The sequence below is a fragment of the Pseudoalteromonas haloplanktis ATCC 14393 genome (assembly GCF_000238355.1).
Taxonomy (GTDB): domain Bacteria; phylum Pseudomonadota; class Gammaproteobacteria; order Enterobacterales; family Alteromonadaceae; genus Pseudoalteromonas; species Pseudoalteromonas haloplanktis.
Genome location: NZ_AHCA01000007.1, coordinates 147615 through 163335 on the forward strand (window position 1 = coordinate 147615; position 15721 = coordinate 163335).

Annotated in this window: 18 protein-coding genes and 2 pseudogenes; 12 read left to right on the forward strand and 8 right to left on the reverse strand. The window is 41.7% G+C overall.

Going from position 1 to position 15721, the window contains the following annotated elements; translation table 11 throughout:
• Window positions 1–186 precede the first annotated feature (186 nt).
• Both PHAL_RS0114250 and PHAL_RS0114255 read left to right on the forward strand, forming a co-directional pair.
• The gene (locus PHAL_RS0114250) at window positions 187–819 is read left to right on the forward strand and encodes a 2OG-Fe dioxygenase family protein (RefSeq protein ID WP_016709097.1); all 633 of its coding nucleotides are present in this window, start codon (window positions 187–189) and stop codon (window positions 817–819) included.
• Between the two features lie 9 nt (window positions 820–828).
• Window positions 829–2061 (forward strand): cysteine desulfurase-like protein, encoded by a 1233-nt coding sequence (locus PHAL_RS0114255; protein ID WP_016709098.1) that lies wholly within the window; start codon window positions 829–831, stop codon window positions 2059–2061.
• A gap of 2 nt (window positions 2062–2063) precedes the next feature.
• Here the strand turns inward: PHAL_RS0114255 and PHAL_RS24780 are convergent.
• The 3 genes and pseudogenes from PHAL_RS24780 to PHAL_RS0114265 form a co-directional block, all read right to left on the reverse strand.
• Window positions 2064–2324: pseudogene (locus PHAL_RS24780) on the reverse strand (hypothetical protein); the annotation flags it as partial.
• Window positions 2275–2409: pseudogene (locus PHAL_RS24785) on the reverse strand (hypothetical protein); the annotation flags it as partial. The pseudogenes PHAL_RS24780 and PHAL_RS24785, both read right to left, overlap by 50 nt.
• A complete protein-coding gene (locus tag PHAL_RS0114265; RefSeq protein WP_016709100.1) occupies window positions 2388–3092 on the reverse strand; it encodes a 2OG-Fe(II) oxygenase in 705 nt (234 codons plus the stop codon). The gene PHAL_RS0114265 and the pseudogene PHAL_RS24785, both read right to left, overlap by 22 nt.
• 22 nt (window positions 3093–3114) lie before the next feature.
• Here PHAL_RS0114265 and PHAL_RS0114270 point away from each other — a divergent pair, with 22 nt between their 5' ends.
• The gene (locus tag PHAL_RS0114270; protein ID WP_016709101.1) at window positions 3115–3519 is read left to right on the forward strand and encodes an acyl-CoA thioesterase; all 405 of its coding nucleotides are present in this window, start codon (window positions 3115–3117) and stop codon (window positions 3517–3519) included.
• 83 nt (window positions 3520–3602) lie between these two features.
• Here PHAL_RS0114270 and PHAL_RS0114275 read toward each other — a convergent pair whose 3' ends face one another.
• Genes PHAL_RS0114275 through PHAL_RS0114285 form a run of 3 tightly spaced genes read right to left on the reverse strand, consistent with a single transcriptional unit; the run spans window position 3603 to window position 5051 of the window.
• A complete protein-coding gene (locus tag PHAL_RS0114275; RefSeq protein WP_016709102.1) occupies window positions 3603–3824 on the reverse strand; it encodes a hypothetical protein in 222 nt (73 codons plus the stop codon).
• On the reverse strand, window positions 3824–4720 hold the full coding sequence (locus PHAL_RS0114280; RefSeq protein ID WP_016709103.1) for a TraB/GumN family protein: 897 nt from the start codon (window positions 4718–4720) through the stop codon (window positions 3824–3826). Before PHAL_RS0114280 ends, PHAL_RS0114275 begins: the two co-directional genes overlap by 1 nt.
• Before the next feature lie 34 nt (window positions 4721–4754).
• Complete coding sequence (locus PHAL_RS0114285; protein ID WP_016709104.1) at window positions 4755–5051, reverse strand: hypothetical protein; 297 nt, start codon at window positions 5049–5051, stop codon at window positions 4755–4757.
• Between the two features lie 411 nt (window positions 5052–5462).
• Here PHAL_RS0114285 and PHAL_RS0114290 point away from each other — a divergent pair, with 411 nt between their 5' ends.
• The 8 genes from PHAL_RS0114290 (at window position 5463) to speD (ending at window position 13320) form a co-directional block, all read left to right on the forward strand.
• Window positions 5463–6044: an anthranilate synthase component II gene (locus PHAL_RS0114290; protein WP_016709105.1), complete on the forward strand. Its 582-nt coding sequence runs from the start codon at window positions 5463–5465 to the stop codon at window positions 6042–6044.
• 56 nt (window positions 6045–6100) lie between these two features.
• Complete coding sequence (locus PHAL_RS0114295; RefSeq protein ID WP_016709106.1) at window positions 6101–7261, forward strand: HDOD domain-containing protein; 1161 nt, start codon at window positions 6101–6103, stop codon at window positions 7259–7261.
• A 383-nt stretch (window positions 7262–7644) separates the two neighbouring features.
• Window positions 7645–8850, forward strand: a complete 1206-nt coding sequence (locus PHAL_RS0114300; protein WP_016709107.1) for an aspartate aminotransferase family protein — start codon at window positions 7645–7647, stop codon at window positions 8848–8850.
• Between the two features lie 85 nt (window positions 8851–8935).
• Window positions 8936–9952: an arginine N-succinyltransferase gene (gene astA, locus PHAL_RS0114305; protein WP_016709108.1), complete on the forward strand. Its 1017-nt coding sequence runs from the start codon at window positions 8936–8938 to the stop codon at window positions 9950–9952.
• Between the two features lie 15 nt (window positions 9953–9967).
• Window positions 9968–11437 carry a succinylglutamate-semialdehyde dehydrogenase gene (astD, locus tag PHAL_RS0114310; RefSeq protein WP_016709109.1) on the forward strand — a complete coding sequence of 490 codons (1470 nt, stop codon included), beginning with the start codon at window positions 9968–9970 and terminating at the stop codon, window positions 11435–11437.
• A gap of 146 nt (window positions 11438–11583) precedes the next feature.
• Window positions 11584–11931, forward strand: a complete 348-nt coding sequence (locus PHAL_RS0114315; protein WP_016709110.1) for a DUF3802 family protein — start codon at window positions 11584–11586, stop codon at window positions 11929–11931.
• 74 nt (window positions 11932–12005) lie between these two features.
• Window positions 12006–12419, forward strand: a complete 414-nt coding sequence (locus PHAL_RS0114320; RefSeq protein WP_016709111.1) for an OsmC family protein — start codon at window positions 12006–12008, stop codon at window positions 12417–12419.
• An 88-nt stretch (window positions 12420–12507) separates the two neighbouring features.
• On the forward strand, window positions 12508–13320 hold the full coding sequence (speD, locus tag PHAL_RS0114325; protein WP_016709112.1) for an adenosylmethionine decarboxylase: 813 nt from the start codon (window positions 12508–12510) through the stop codon (window positions 13318–13320).
• A 21-nt stretch (window positions 13321–13341) separates the two neighbouring features.
• On the opposite strand, the gene PHAL_RS24260 is transcribed toward speD, so the two are convergent.
• Together PHAL_RS24260 and PHAL_RS0114335 are read right to left on the reverse strand one after the other, a co-directional pair.
• The gene (locus PHAL_RS24260; protein WP_016709113.1) at window positions 13342–13509 is read right to left on the reverse strand and encodes a hypothetical protein; all 168 of its coding nucleotides are present in this window, start codon (window positions 13507–13509) and stop codon (window positions 13342–13344) included.
• A 34-nt stretch (window positions 13510–13543) separates the two neighbouring features.
• Window positions 13544–13951, reverse strand: coding sequence for a VOC family protein (locus PHAL_RS0114335; RefSeq protein WP_016709114.1), 408 nt, complete (start codon window positions 13949–13951; stop codon window positions 13544–13546).
• A 187-nt stretch (window positions 13952–14138) separates the two neighbouring features.
• On the opposite strand from PHAL_RS0114335, the gene PHAL_RS0114340 reads away from it, so the two are divergent.
• On the forward strand, window positions 14139–15620 hold the full coding sequence (locus tag PHAL_RS0114340) for a bifunctional ADP-dependent NAD(P)H-hydrate dehydratase/NAD(P)H-hydrate epimerase (protein ID WP_016709115.1): 1482 nt from the start codon (window positions 14139–14141) through the stop codon (window positions 15618–15620).
• Window positions 15621–15721: the final 101 nt, after the last annotated feature.

Sequence of the window (15721 nt, forward strand, 5' to 3'; positions counted from 1 at the left end):
GAAAACGACCACCTTATGTGGTCGTTTTTATTTTTAAATTAAAAATTCAATAAAACTCACTTTTAGATCTTAATTTTATACATTTAGCTGCCTTTAACCAAATAAAGACGCAAAAAATTCTATCTATTTGCATTAAAATCCCACCAATATTTATGAGTTAGTCTCTTATTTTTTAGGTGATATTTTATGACAGCATTAAACAACCAGAACCTATTACAACTTCGTTTTGTAAACCAAGCTCATATCGTGGCGGTAAAGCCATCATTTGCCAATCTTCCGGCTAATCCGTACGCTGATGGTGCATTTCGTAAACGCCGCTATTCAGTGATCAAAGCACAAGGTGGCGAGCTAAAATTACAAGCCACTAAAGCCTTTGTACAAGATGATTCAATCAATACCTTTCAAGGTAATGTTGAGCGTACGTATGAAAACTTAGAGCAAGGCTTACTACAAAGTGAAGGGATGAAAAGTATCGTTAATGAATTTCGTGCAATTACAGGGATAGATGAAGACCGTGATATTGAAATTCACCAATTTAGAATGCTCGCAATCGACAGCGATACACCACCTGCACCAGAGGGTATTCACCAAGATGGTTTTGATCACGTGTGTATTTGTGGTGTATCTCACGAAAACTTAGAAGGCGGTGAACTGTTGGTTTATGAAAACAAACAAGCTGAGCCATGTTTTAAAATGGAAATTAAAGACGGTATGTTTGCACTTATTAATGACCGCGAAGTATGGCATAACGCCACACCGATGAATAAAATTGATGCAAGTAAAGACGGTTACCTAGACTGCTTTGTATTAACGGCTTAAGGAATGGCAATGAATTTAACTAAACTTCGCCGTCAATTTCCGGCATTAATGCAGCAAGTTGCGGGTAAATCGCCAATATTTTTAGATGGCCCGGGTGGCTCGCAAGTGCCGCAGCAAGTGCTCAGTGCAATGTCGGCTTATTTAGGCTATTACAATTCGAATTTAGGTGGCGCGTTTTTCTCAAGCGATAAAACCGTTGAGCTAATGGCTAATGCGCGTCAAGCGGCCGCAGATTTACTTAATGCGCCGTCGCACGACCAGATTGTATTTGGCGCGAATATGACCAGCCTTACGTTTAGCTTTAGTCGTGCGATTTCTCGTAATTGGCAAGCGGGTGATGAAATCATCGTGACTAATGCTGATCACTACTCAAATGTATCGTCGTGGCAACAAGCGGCTGAAGATAAAGGCGTTAAAGTGAATACTGCGCTGATCAATGAGGCCGATTGCAGCTTAGATTTAGCGCATTTTGCAAGCTTACTTAATCAAAATACCAAGCTTGTTGCTGTGACTTATGCGTCAAACACCACAGGATCTATTAACGATATTCAGCGTATTGTTGCCATGGCCCATGAAGTGGGTGCATTGGTTTATGTTGACGCAGTCCATTACGCACCTCATGAGCTGGTGGATGTACAAGCGTTAGATTGTGACTTCTTAGCATGTTCTGCCTATAAGTTCTTCGGCCCTCACTTAGGCATGGTTTACGGTAAGCGTGAACATCTTGAAGGATTTACACCTTATAAAGTGGAACCTGCAAAAGATGCAATCCCAGGTCGTTGGGAAACGGGCACGCAAAGTTTTGAAGCACTAGCAGGTCTGATTGCGGCTGTGGACTATATCGCAGATATAAGTGAACTTGATGATAGCCATTCACGACGTGATAAGTTAGCCGCAGCATTTACGAAAACAAAGCAACATGAAATGGCCTTAAGTGAGCACTTCCTAACTCGCTTAGTTAACTACCCTAAGATCAGGTTATTTGGAATTGATGATTTAGAGCGTCTATCACAGCGTACCCCAACCTTTGCTTTGACCTTTGAAGGACTGGAGCCGCGTCAGGTTTCTGAGTTTTTAGGTAAACAACACATTTGTGTGTGGGATGGAAATTTTTACGCTCAAGGCTTATGTGAGCAATTAGGGGTGCTAGACAAAGGCGGCGTTGTGCGTATCGGTTGTATGCATTACAACACCATTGAAGAGCTCGATAAGCTGTTTGATTTGTTTGATGAACTGATCTGAAGCTATAAGCCGTCAGCCGTAAGTTTTAAGCCGCTCGGCGTGAATATGTACTTGTAAGCGAGTGGCTTGCCACCGCGTTTATACTGTAAGTTTGAAGCTACCCGAGTACTTTTTAAGTGTTGACATAATAATTTATAACCACCAAACTTTTTGGCTGACCGCTGACCGCTGACCGCTGACCGCTGACCGCTGACCGCTGACCGCTGACCGCTGACCGCTGACCGCTGACCGCTGACCGCTGACCGCTGACCGCTGACCGCTGACCGACCGTGACCGCTGACCGCTGACCGCTGACCGCTGACCGCTGACCGCTGACCGCTGACCGCTTAGCTTTGTGGTTGACCATATATTTGCTCTGCGCGGTTAAATAGCACCCACGAAGTTAAAATATATTTATCGTTTGAAACGGGTTTATTTCCACGGTGGGTATGAGTGAAGTAACCTGGAGCGACAACCATAGTGCCTTGCTTTGGAGCAATTTTACGCTGCTGGTAGTAAAACTCGGTTTCTCCACCTTCTTCAACGTCATTTAAATAAAACATAAACAGCAGCACGCGATGTAGTGCATCATTGTGACCTGCTTGCGGGTACACCTCACTATGCCAATACGGATAGCCACCTTTATTTACTTGGTATTTTTGTGCTTGAATATTACCAAGTCTAAAAATTTGTTGCACTAATAAGGGGAGTTGCGGCTTACCTATCTCATCAAAGTTTGCTTGGGTTAAATCTGTTGGAACACCTGTTTTTGGGTGATATACCTTTAAACCAAATGCACCTATCATCATAAAAATATGTTCTTCTAAGTATTTAAAAATATAGCCCGCGGTGGTTTGTTGAATATGTTTTAATTGCTCTGCATACTCAGGGTAAGAGCTTAAGTAGAGGTCGTGACTATCTTTTTTTGCTAGATCGACACCGCCAGAGGTAATGCCTTGTTTTAGATGCGGGCTTTGTTCAAACTCAGTGATAAAATTATCGCAAAATTCTTTGCTTAGGGCGTTATCGTAAACGCGAATAAAGTCCGTCATGAGCTGCCTTTTTGGAATTATTATGTTTATAGAAAAAATTACACCGCGCTTTAGCGAAACCGATGTACTAGGTCATATTAACAATACCGTACTCCCAGTATGGTTTGAAGCTGCACGAGCGCCTATTTTTAGATTTTTTACCCCGGATTTGAATCCTTATGACTGGAAGTTGATCATTGCCAAGGTAGAAGTAAGCTTTTTAGCTGAGTTATTTTATGGTCATGATGTGCAAGTAAAGTCGAGCATTGAGCATATTGGCTCGAGCTCTTTTGTAATACGCCAAGAAGCTTTTCAGCAAGAGCGATGTTGTGCGATAGGCAAAACGGTCATGGTGCGGTATGATTTTTCGGCTAAAAGTGCTACTCCTTTATCAACACAAGAGAAGGAGGCCTTACAAACGCATTTAGATAGTCAAAGCCCAACTTGAAAGAGTTAAAAAGAGTTCATTCCTATTTGAAATGTTTGCGCTGTAAGACTAGGGCTACAGCGCATACATTACGTTAATAGCTATTATTGTGATAAATGCATGTGAATATCACTGCCAATCAAACATTGCTGTGCAATGGGAAATATGTGGGTGGCTTCTCTTGCTGGTTTAACCGCAAGTTTAAAAACGCCTTGTTCATTGCTTATTGGGTTATTTGCAGCTTTACTTGGCATCGTCACACTGGCTAACATCAATAGCGCAAATATAATTAATAAACTAATTGCTTGCTTGTCTGTTTTTTCCATTATTGTTCACCTGCAATGTCAAGTTGAGTAATGCTATAGCCTTCTTCTGCTAATAAGGCGAGTAGGTTGTGTTCACCAGCTAAATGAGCGGCGCCAACTAACACTAATTCTTGTTGATTATTACCAAACATGGCTTTAACTTGAGGTAACCAATTGTGATTGCGCGCTTTTAATAGTTTATCAAAAGTTGCTGGGTCTTCTTTACGCATAGGTAATATTACTAACTCATTCAGGCTTTCAGTATCACCACTGCGCCATGCTTTCATCATCCCATCAAATAGCTCAGCATAATCATCAAGTTGAGTTAAATTAGATTGAATAAATTTGTCTTCGCTATTTTCTCCCATTTCTTTAAAAAGCTGTAACTGAAATTCCAGAGTTTCAAGGTATTGTTGTGTTTTCTGATCACTGCTTGCTCGGTTGGCAAAATAAGCATCAACACCATCACCAATGAGTTGTTGTTTTTGCAGCTCCATTGACATCAGAATAACACTCACCATAAAGGGCCTAAAGCTGTTTAGCTCGTTTAAGCTAACGCCAAATTGTGCCAATTTTGTTTCTAGTTGTGCTTTAACTTCTGGCGAAAGTTTTTCACTTAAGGTTTCACCATTTTTATAAGAAAGAGTTTGCAGCATCGTCATTTGCGCTTGGCTATCAGCTGGGTCGGGCATTTTAGCTTCTAGAATGACCGTGTCGCTTTGTTTATAGGCAAATTCAAACTCAGCAGGCAGCGGCATTTGATTGCTAGGTAAAATATGCAGGGTGCCGCCAATATACACTTTGTCGTCCCCTTTACTGACTTGCCATACCGAAGTTTGTGCTGCGACAGATAAGCTCAATAATGAGCAGCCGATAAGTAAACTTTTACTGATTAAGTTTTTACTAAAATTGATCATGCCTCATTCCTTTTTTATTATTTTGAATATCAAATTAGTTAAATAATTTTGCTAATTGTGCTGAAACTTGTTCGTTCACCATTTTGATCGATTCGTCTATTTGTGAGGTGATTGCAGCGTCAATCTTATTTAATTGTTTTTCAAATGAAGTGTTAAAGTCTTGACTAAAACTGTAATCGACCGCGGCCACGTCCTGTACTTGCGACACACTAGGTGCGGCTGACACCTTCGTATTATCTACCTCTTCAGCCATGGCATTTGCGCTAAATAAAGTGGCTATCACCGTGCTTACTAATAGAGTTTTTGTTACAGCTTTAGTTAATGGTTTCATGATTTATTCCTTCATATTTAGTCTTGTTTGTCATCCATACTTATGCGGATGTGTAATGTAATATTTACCGTTTTGTTCGCTAGGCTGTAGCGATGAGTCAATATTAGAGGGCAGTAGTAAGAAAGTCGCTTATCTAGGTATGAGCAATTTAATTATAAGGTTTAATTTTTATAATTAATTTAAAATCAATTTCTTAGTTTAAAACCTTATTTCTATTATAAGGTTTTATTTTTAAGGTTTTGCCCTGTCGGAGTATGTTTGAGGGTCGATTTGAGCTGCTGTAAAAAACGTTAGACATTGGCTGCAGCGTTTTCAGTCGACATTTAACTGCAAGTTGTGCGCTATTAAGTTAGAATGCGCCCAGAACTATCTTGCCTTGCAACCTTTAACTATCAATGAGCTACTAACCAGATGTTGTTAATGATCGACAATTACGATTCGTTTACCTATAACTTAGTGCAATACTTTCAGCGCTTAGACCAAGAGGTGTTAGTAAAACGCAATAATGAGATCACGGTTAGTCAAATAGCGCAGTTAAATCCTCAATATATTGTCATATCCCCCGGGCCATGTACGCCCAACGAGGCTGGCATCTCTTTAGATGTTGTAGCGCAACTAAAAGGCAGGTTTCCAATCTTAGGTATTTGCTTAGGTCATCAAACGATTGCACAAGCCTTAGGTGCAAATATTGTTAAAGCTAAGCAAGTGATGCACGGTAAAACCTCGCCAGTTTATCATACGAATCAAGGGGTATTTACAGGTTTACCAAACCCACTAACGGTTTGCCGGTATCACTCATTAGTTGTTGATAAAAATAGTTTGCCTGACGAATTGCAGCTTACAGCATGGACTGAAACAGAAAGTGGTCAGTTGGATGAAATAATGGGCTTAGTTCATAATGGCTTAGCATTAGAAGGGGTACAGTTTCATCCAGAGGCAATTTTAACTGAGCGTGGGCTTGAATTACTTGCTAACTTTTTAACTCGGTTCTAGGCTTAACGTTAATAGCTGTAATAGCTCCTTTAACTTTTACATAAAGATAATAATGAATGACAGATGAAGTACGCCAACAAAGGATTGTAAAAGCATTAGAACAACGAGCCCATGACTTGTTACTTGGGCATAGTTTTGCGCAGCGTCAAATTGGTTATATTCACACCTTAGAAATTGACTACGGCGAAGCAATGGAACAACGTACTTTACTGGAAGTTGAAGTCGCAGCGCAGAAAATACGTCAACAATCGAGTACTGCCCATCATAAATACCGCGCTCAAGCCAGCCAACAACTTCATCAAGTGATTGATACCGCGATGAACAAGCAATTAGCGGATATAGACACTGTATTACATGAAACAATTGGCATTGAAGATAATGTTCCGGCAATTTTGGATATATTGGCGGTAAAGTCTGCATCGGTAGGACGCCTTGAGCCGCTAGTTAAAGATTTAACCTGGCTAGGTCGGGAGTTGGTTACTTTTGTAAACTTGCCTTATTACCGTACGCAGCGTAATAAACACACTTCCGTTAAGGTTGACAACCCCTCTTTAGCGCTACGCTATATTGGTTTAGATAACTTGCAATTTGTGGTGCCAACTTTTGCAGTGCGTCATTGGATGCCACATAGTACCGAGCCATTTCCATTATTGAAGCGTCGCTTACGCGATAACTCAATGGCCTGTGCAATTGCAGCGCAGGAGTTGGCTAAGAACAGTGGTAATAATGAAGTGCATGCGTTTACTTTAGGGATGTTACTCGATGTGGGTAAAATAGCTTTGACAAGGCTTTATTTACGTACCTTTGAGCGTGTTTGGCAACGAAAAGTAACCCTTGCTCGAGAAGAACAGCATAAAGATTTACATACGGCATTATTAGAATTAAAACCAGACCCTCTTTTTTTAAGTACCTTGCTTAACCAGCACGCATTGAAAGTCACAGCAAAGGTGATAGATAAAATGGCGTTTCGGTATTTGCCATTTAATGCGGTGCTCTCGCAATTGGTTAATGGTGTAGCAAAAGGGGATTCAGCATTACCGTTAACTACGCTAATACGCAAAGCTCGATGTTATAGCCAAGTGGTCAGTTTAACTGCTCATCAATTAGTAGAAAGTGATGAAAAATCACTCTGGTTTGATTATGTAGGCTTATCAAAACAGGAACAAATGCAGCTCGAAAAAACCAATTTACGGCACTTTCATATCAAAATTGACTAGTTTCATAAATTTTTTGTTAATTTTTTTACGACTATTCATTCATCATTAATACAGGCCCTTAATCATATTTTATTTGTCAAAGCGCTGCTGAGTCGGTAGTGGGGCAGCCTTATCAAATAAACAACCCTATAATTTATTATTCAGATAGTTATTCACTATCTCTGAAATAATATCTCAATCCCTTTAATAACAAGGGCTGCATGAAAGTTTTCTAAGAGACAACAACTAAAAACTCTGAAATAATGGCCGTCTGAAAATTGAACCAGAGAGTATTTTTTGGCAATTTAAGCTATGCTGATTTGCACCAAAGGAGATGGTACTACAGGCCATCACCAAGCCAACTTTTCACACTCTCTGTGAGATAACAATTAAGAGGATATAAAATGACAGTCAATCGCGAATTATTTGATCAAGTAATGGTTCCTAACTACGCACCTTCAAGCGTTATTCCTGTTCGTGGCGAAGGGTCTCGCGTATGGGATCAGCAAGATCGTGAATATATCGATTTTGCTGGCGGTATCGCTGTTAACTGTCTAGGTCACTGTCATCCAGCCTTGGTTAAAGCGTTAAAAGAGCAAGGCGAGAAAATTTGGCATGTGTCAAATGTTATGACTAATGAACCTGCACTGCGTTTAGCTAAAAAGCTAGTAGATGCGACATTTGCGGAAAAAGTTTATTTTGCCAACTCTGGCGCAGAAGCAAATGAAGGTGCACTAAAATTAGCGCGTCGCGTAGCACTGGAAAATTTTGGTGAGCAGAAATCGCAAATCATTGCTTTCAACAAAGGTTTCCATGGTCGTACATTCTTTACTGTAACGGTCGGTGGCCAAGCGGCTTATTCTGATGGTTTTGGCCCAAAACCTGGTGATATTGTGCATTGTGATTATAACGATTTGGCTGCTTTTGAAGCACTTATTTCTGATAATACTTGTGCCGTTATGATGGAACCATTGCAAGGTGAGGGCGGTATTATCTCTGCGACTGACGAATTTGCAAAAGGTGTACGTGAATTATGTACAAAGCATAATGCATTACTTATTTTTGATGAAGTACAAACGGGTGTGGGTCGTACTGGTGAGCTTTACGCATACCAAGGTTTAGGAGTAACTCCTGATATTTTAACCACAGCTAAAGCACTTGGTGGCGGTTTCCCAATTGGTGCGATGATCACAACTACGGAAATTGCTAAGCACCTTAAAGTCGGTACACATGGTTCTACTTATGGCGGTAACCCACTGGCATGTGCTGTTGGTGAAGCAGCATTTGATACCGTAAATACACCAGAAGTATTAGCTGGCGTTAAAGCTAAAGCACAATTATTCAATGAGTTACTGTCTGAGATTAATGATAAGCATCAGGTATTCTCAGAGATTCGTGGTCAAGGTTTATTAATTGGTGCGGTAGTAACTGAGCAATTTAAAGGCCGAGCTAAAGAGTTTTTAGTGGCTGGTATCGCTGAAGGTGTAATGTCTTTAGTCGCAGGTGCAGATGTTGTTCGTTTCACTCCTTCACTTGTAATACCAGAAGCGGATATTCGCGAAGGCATGGCACGCTTTGAGAAAGCTGTAGCCAAGGTTGTGAACGGTTAATCAACACCTCTCATATTAAGGGCAAGCAGCAAGCTTGCCCGACTATTCTTAATTTACCGTTATTTATAAGGGAGCAAGCGGACTCATGATGATCCTTCGCCCAATCCAGCAATGTGATTACCCAGCTTTATTGAAAATTGCCCATGAATCAGGGCATGGTTTTACATCTTTACCGAATAACGAAGCGTTATTGCAAAAGAAAATAGATCATTCAATAAGCTCATTCGCAAAAAGTGCATCTCACCCGGGTGATGAAGGTTACTTGTTTGTTCTTGAAGATAGCGAAACAGGTGAAGTAGTGGGTACCTCAGCCATTGAAGCGGCTGTTGGCCTTGATGACGCGTTTTATCATTACCACCTTAGTAAAGCCATTCATTCATCTCGTACACTGAATGTTTATAAAGCCGTTGATATTCTCACCTTGTGTAATGACTACACCGGTGCCACAGAGCTTTGTACGCTGTTTTTAAAAGATGGTTACCGTAAAAATAATAACGGTAAGCTGCTTTCAAAAGCACGTTTTATGTTTATTAAACAGCATCAAGAACGTTTTGCCGACACCGTTATTGCTGAAATGCGCGGCGTTTCGAACGAGCAAGGCAACAGCCCATTTTGGCAGTGGTTAGAAGAGCACTTCTTCTCGATGGACTTTCCAACCGCTGATTACTTAACAGGTATTGGCCAAAAAGTATTTATTGCTGAACTAATGCCAAAGTACCCAATTTACGTCAACTTACTAAGTAAAGAGGCGCAAGCGGTGATCGGCAAAGTACACGATAATACCCGCCCTGCGATTGAGCTGCTAAAAAGCGAAGGTTTTACGTTTAATGGCTATGTAGACATTTTTGACGCAGGTCCAACGGTTGAAGCAAAAGTCGATAATATTGCCACTATTCGTAATGCGAAAAACTTTACCGTTAAGATCGGTAACAACAGCGGTGAAACCGCGGTGATGCTTGCAAATGAAAAGCTCAATGACTTTAGAGCAACCGTTGCACAACTAAATTTTGATGAATCAAGCGCAGAGTTAACTCTACCTCAAGCAATGGCTGAAGCACTTCATTTACAAGCTGGCGATATCGTTACAGCAACACGCATTTAATTTAGGAGAAAGTACATGACTCATCCTGCACAATTTATTAATGGTCAATGGGTTCAGGGCCAAGGCGATGCATTTAATTCAGTAAACCCTGCTAATAATCAGATCATTTGGCAAGCAAACTCAGCGACCAGCGAACAAGTTGATACGGCTGTGAGTTCTGCACGTACAGCATTTTATAGCTGGGCAGACAAATCCTTTGCAGAGCGCCTAGCAATCGTGAAAACCTTTGCTGAGACCCTAAAAGAGCACAGCGAAGAGCTCGCTGTAGCGATTGCCCAAGAAACGGGTAAGCCATTATGGGAAACTCGCACTGAAGCCGGTGCCATGGTGGGTAAAATTGCCATTTCAGAAAAGGCTTTTTTAGAGCGCACTGGTGATGTTGAAAACCCAATGCCACAAGGGCGCGCTATGATCCGCCACAAGCCACATGGGGTAGTGGCTGTATTTGGTCCATATAACTTCCCTGGTCACTTACCTAACGGTCATATCGTGCCTGCGCTATTAGCGGGTAATACCGTGGTATTTAAACCATCAGAGCTGACGCCTGCGGTTGCCGAATTAACCCTTAAACTATGGGAAAAAGCGGGTTTACCAGCTGGTGTAATTAACCTAGTGCAAGGTGAAGTGGTAACAGGTAAAGCACTTGCAGCTCATAAAGGTATCGATGGTTTATTCTTTACTGGTTCATCACGCACAGGGCATATTTTACATGAACAGTTTGCCGGTCAACCGGGTAAAATATTAGCACTAGAAATGGGCGGTAATAACCCGTTAATCATTACTGATGTGGCAGATACTAAAGCAGCTATTCACGATATTATTCAATCAGCGTTTATCTCTAGTGGCCAGCGTTGTACGTGTGCACGTAAATTGTTTTTACCAGCAGGTGAGCAGGGCGATGCAATTTTAGCCAGTTTAGTTACTGCCACTAAAGCGATTAAAGTGGGCAACTACGATGATGCAGAGCAACCATTTATGGGGTCGATGATTTCATCAGCAGCCGCTGCGGGCATGGTAAAAGCTCAGCAGCAACTTGTTGAGCTTGGCGCGCAGGTGTTAGTTGAGCTTAAACACACAGAGAATACCGGTTTTGTTACACCGGGCATTATTGAATGTACTGATGTTGCTAACTTCCCAGATGAAGAGCACTTTGGGCCACTATTAAAAGTATTCCGCTTTAGTGATTTTGACAGCGCAATTGATAAAGCCAACGACACCAGCTTTGGTTTATCAGCAGGTTTATTGAGTGATAACGCAGCCGATTACGATCACTTTTTACGGCGTATTCGTGCCGGTATAGTTAACTGGAATCGTCCAATCACAGGAGCATCAAGCGCTGCGCCATTTGGTGGTATTGGTGCCTCGGGTAATCATCGTGCAAGCGCGTACTATGCTGCCGATTACTGTGCATACCCAGTTGCTTCTGTAGAGCTTGATAAAGTAGCCATGCCAGCGACATTAAGCCCAGGTTTAAAAATTGATTAATCGAGTTTTGTTAAATAGTAATAAATAACTAAAAAAGCAGCCTAGGCTGCTTTTTTTGTATTGGTTAAGGGTCAAAGGTAGCAATTAAAAGCGCTTTCTGCTTAAATCATTACAGTCGTGATAATTTTACAGTGGGTGTTTTAATTATGGTTTTAGATAGGCAAGGGTATGATGATCTGATCATGTATCTTACTCAAAATTTAGCATTATTTGAGAAACCCGGCGAAATTAAACCAGGCTCCCCCACTATTATGGAACTGATAGAGGATGACATTGCTGAAAATGTCATGTTGTTATGTCAGCAGCATACAGAACTGACCACCGAACAACGTAGTCAAATTGTGCGTGAGGTGGATGGTATCGTATACGATTTACAAGAAGTGTTAAGTAGTGTTACCAGTAATCAAGTGACCATTGAACAGCACGCCTTTATTGATGAATTTGCCGCCCTGGTAAAAAACCTCTTTGATAGCGCTGTCGCAGAAAGCGCTTGAATACATCGTTTTTAATTTGCAACTGTGTGTGACTTCCTTACAATCAAGTAACTAATTTTTTTGAGAGTCATAAAATGCAAGCGAATGTAAAATGGGTCGAAGGCGATACCTTCCTTGGTCTTTCTAATTCTGGGCACAATGTGGTGTTTGATGCTGGTAGCGATAGCGCCTCACCAAGCCCAATGGAAATGGTGTTAATGTCTGTTGGTTGTTGCTCATCGGTTGATGTAGTAAGCATTTTAAAAAAAGCCAAACAAAATTTTTCTGACGTACAAGTACAACTAAGCGCTGAACGTGCTGAATCTGCTCCTCGAGTGTTTACTAAAATTAATTTACACTTTGTTGTGACAGGTGATAATGTTTCTGAAAAACACCTTGCGCGCGCCGTGCAACTGTCAGCTGAGAAGTATTGTTCAGTAGCATTAATGCTTGATAAAACAGTAGAAATTACTCACACACACGAAGTTATACAAGAACAGGGAAAATAACGCTTTTTCCTGCGGTGAAATTCGTATAAAATCCGCGAACTTTTCATTCTGCTCTGGCAGATTTCACTTGTTTATAGGTTGGTTTATCATGAACAAACCCTTCGATAAAATTAAACTTCATGGCTTTAATAACTTAACCAAAAGTTTAAGCTTTAGTATTTACGATATTTGCTATGCAAAGACAGAGCAACAACGTAAAGAATATATTGAATATATCGACGAACAGTACAGTGCTGATCGACTAACCGATATTTTAGGTGAAGTAGTGGATATTATTGGTGCGAATATTTTAAATGTTTCGCGTCAAGATTATGATCCACAAGGTGCTAGTGTAACAATTCTGATTTCAGAAGAGCCAATTGAACAACAGCAGACCTATGATGTAGATGAAGCGCCAGGCCCATTGCCAGAAACTGTGGTTGCTCACTTAGATAAGAGCCACATTTGTGTGCACACTTACCCTGAAGCGCATCCCGATGATGGTATTTGTACTTTCCGTGCTGATATCGAAGTATCAACCTGTGGTATTATTTCGCCATTAAAAGCATTGAACTTCTTAATCCACAGTTTAGACTCTGATGTAGTGACAATTGACTACCGCGTACGTGGTTTTACCCGTGATGTAGATGGTGTTAAGCATTATATTGATCATGCGATTAACTCAATTCAAAACTACATGACCGAAGATACGAAAGAAGCGTACCAGATGATGGACGTGAATGTGTATCAAGAAAACTTATTCCACACTAAGATGATGCTAAAAGAGACCGATCTAAATACGTATTTATTCGGTGTCACTACCAGCGATTTATCTGAAGAGGAAGAAGAAGAAATTCGCTCTAAGTTAACCCGCGAGATGCAAGAGATCTTCTACGGTCGTAACTTACCAGATACAGAATAAACTAGCAGAATTAGTTGATTCTTAAAACGGCGTGTAATGAAAATTACGCGCCGTTTTTGTATGTGGGTTATTGCGATAGTTAGTGTGAGTAAAGCTTACGAGTAACGCAGTATTAATTTTATTATCGTAGCTTGGGTTGAACATAACGAAGCCTGAAAAACCATTACCTTCAGTGATTGTGGCTATCACAGGTAGGTCGTGATTTATCGCGACAAATAACCTCTTATCGAGTTCGTTTCAACTGTAACAAATCCCATTTATTGCCGTATAAATCTTCAAATACCACCACGGTGCCGTAGGCTTCTTTACGGGGTTGTTCATTGAATCGAATGCCATTTTTTTGCATCACTTTATAATCACGCCAAAAATCATTGGTGTGTAAAAATAAAAACACGCGACCGCCAGTTTGATTGCCTACAGCCTCTAACTGCTGTGGCGCACTTGCTTGTGCGAGTAGTAAGTTGGTGCCATTGGAATTAGGAGGTGCGATTAATACCCAGCGTTTGCCATTACCAAGGTCGGTATCTTCAATTAAATCAAACCCCAGTTTTTGAGTGTAAAAAGCAATGGCGTCATTATAACTTTCAACGACTAACGCGATACTTCCTATGTGTTGTTTTATATTAGACATTGACCTACCTTACGAATTAATAACTGTGTCTAGGTGTTTTACCAGAACAATACAATTCATCAGAGGACAAAAGGCTGTATTAGGTCGTGTACCATAAGAATTATGCAAAAAGCTTGGGTTTTGGTAATTATTTGACTGCTATTCTCACCACTTATATGCTGGTTAAAAGCCCACCTAAAGGATCAATATGTCAGCTAATTTATCTCAACGAGTGTTTTGTGCCGAGCAAGTGCGAACTCACGAGCCCGCGGCCGCAGCGCAATCTGGCGTAGTTATGTATACGCTGATGGAGCGAGCTGGTAAAGCGGTGTTTGATCAGACAATTAAGCATTTTCCGCAAGCTCAAAATTATGTGGTGTTGGTTGGGGTGGGTAATAATGCAGGTGACGGCTATATCGTTGCAAGCCTCGCTAAACAGGCCGCAAAACAAGTAACAGTAATAGCGGCCGTACCAGATAAACCATTAACAGGTGATGCGCTTACAGCGCAAAAAGCATGGTTAGCAGCTGGTGGTGACATAACGGCATTTCATCAGCAAATTATAGATAACGCGGATGTCATTATTGATGGCTTGTTAGGCACAGGAATAAACAGTGATGTACGTGCTCCTTTTGTTGAGCTGATTGAAGCAGCTAATAACAGCGCTGCGCCAATTGTAGCAATTGATTTGCCGTCAGGTATTAACGCAGACACAGGAGCTGTACTGGGAGTGGCAATTGAGGCTGATGTTACAGTCACTTTTGTTGGTATTAAGCAAGGGCTTGTTACGGGCGCGGGGCGTGCCTGCGCAGGTATTGGAGAGTTTGACGATTTATCTATTTCAGATGCATTTACACAATTGGCAACGCCAACTGCAAAGTTGATAAGTTATCAAACATCGCAAGGCTTGGGGAAAAGAAATAACAATAGCCATAAAGGCAGCCATGGTAAATTACTGTGCGTAGGTGGCAATAAAGGTACGGCAGGGGCTATACGCTTAACAAGTGAGGCCGCGCTGCGCAGTGGGGCAGGTATGGTAAAAGTATACACTCATCCTGAGTCAGTCCTTGCTGTGAGTATTGGCCGCCCTGAGCTGATGGTGACGACAATCGATCTTGACGCAGCATTAGACTGGGCAACGTGTATAGCGATTGGCCCAGGGCTCGGCCAAGATACATGGTCTCAATCCACCTTTGGAACGGTTATTGAGCACTGTGTTGCTCACAATAAAGCAATGGTTGTCGACGCCGATGCGTTAAACCTTATTGCTCAGCAATCCGCGCCTATTGCATTGAAAAACACGGTATTCACACCGCACTCAGGCGAAGCTGCACGGCTACTTGGTTGCACCATTAGTGATATAGAGTCAGACCGTTACCAGAGTGCACACAAGTTGACAGAAACATATTCAACGACCTGTGTACTCAAAGGGGCGGGCAGCATTATCGCTGATGGCATTAAAACGTGGGTATGCACTGATGGCAACCCCGCGTTAGCCGTAGGCGGCAGCGGTGATGTACTCACTGGGATTATTGCTGGCCTTATCGCACAAGGGTTAACAACTGAGCACGCTGCGTGTTTTGGTGTGACCTTGCATGCAAAAGCTGGAGATATAGCCGCACAGCGCGATGGCGAACGAGGCATGTTGCCGAGCGATCTGTTTACGATAGTCAGAGAGTTGGTAAACTAAAGCCGTCAGCCGTCAGCCGTCAGCCGTCAGCCGTCAGCCGTCAGCCGTCAGCCGTCAGCCGTCAGCTGTCAGTTTCTGATAGCTGACAGCTAAAAACTGAA

Excerpts from the sequence above, each read along its gene's own strand:
- astA (WP_016709108.1), top strand. The coding sequence starts at position 8,936 with ATGATGATCCTTCGCCCAATCCAGCAATGTGATTACCCAGCTTTATTG.
- PHAL_RS0114250 (WP_016709097.1), top strand. The coding sequence starts at position 187 with ATGACAGCATTAAACAACCAGAACCTATTACAACTTCGTTTTGTAAAC.
- PHAL_RS0114280 (WP_016709103.1), bottom strand. The coding sequence starts at position 4,720 with ATGATCAATTTTAGTAAAAACTTAATCAGTAAAAGTTTACTTATCGGC.
- PHAL_RS0114285 (WP_016709104.1), bottom strand. The coding sequence starts at position 5,051 with ATGAAACCATTAACTAAAGCTGTAACAAAAACTCTATTAGTAAGCACG.
- astD (WP_016709109.1), top strand. The coding sequence starts at position 9,968 with ATGACTCATCCTGCACAATTTATTAATGGTCAATGGGTTCAGGGCCAA.
- speD (WP_016709112.1), top strand. The coding sequence starts at position 12,508 with ATGAACAAACCCTTCGATAAAATTAAACTTCATGGCTTTAATAACTTA.
- PHAL_RS0114335 (WP_016709114.1), bottom strand. The coding sequence starts at position 13,951 with ATGTCTAATATAAAACAACACATAGGAAGTATCGCGTTAGTCGTTGAA.
- PHAL_RS0114265 (WP_016709100.1), bottom strand. The coding sequence starts at position 3,092 with ATGACGGACTTTATTCGCGTTTACGATAACGCCCTAAGCAAAGAATTT.
- PHAL_RS0114320 (WP_016709111.1), top strand. The coding sequence starts at position 12,006 with ATGCAAGCGAATGTAAAATGGGTCGAAGGCGATACCTTCCTTGGTCTT.
- PHAL_RS0114255 (WP_016709098.1), top strand. The coding sequence starts at position 829 with ATGAATTTAACTAAACTTCGCCGTCAATTTCCGGCATTAATGCAGCAA.
- PHAL_RS0114275 (WP_016709102.1), bottom strand. The coding sequence starts at position 3,824 with ATGGAAAAAACAGACAAGCAAGCAATTAGTTTATTAATTATATTTGCG.
- PHAL_RS0114295 (WP_016709106.1), top strand. The coding sequence starts at position 6,101 with ATGACAGATGAAGTACGCCAACAAAGGATTGTAAAAGCATTAGAACAA.
- PHAL_RS0114270 (WP_016709101.1), top strand. The coding sequence starts at position 3,115 with ATGTTTATAGAAAAAATTACACCGCGCTTTAGCGAAACCGATGTACTA.
- PHAL_RS0114340 (WP_016709115.1), top strand. The coding sequence starts at position 14,139 with ATGTCAGCTAATTTATCTCAACGAGTGTTTTGTGCCGAGCAAGTGCGA.
- PHAL_RS0114300 (WP_016709107.1), top strand. The coding sequence starts at position 7,645 with ATGACAGTCAATCGCGAATTATTTGATCAAGTAATGGTTCCTAACTAC.
- PHAL_RS0114315 (WP_016709110.1), top strand. The coding sequence starts at position 11,584 with ATGGTTTTAGATAGGCAAGGGTATGATGATCTGATCATGTATCTTACT.
- PHAL_RS0114290 (WP_016709105.1), top strand. The coding sequence starts at position 5,463 with ATGTTGTTAATGATCGACAATTACGATTCGTTTACCTATAACTTAGTG.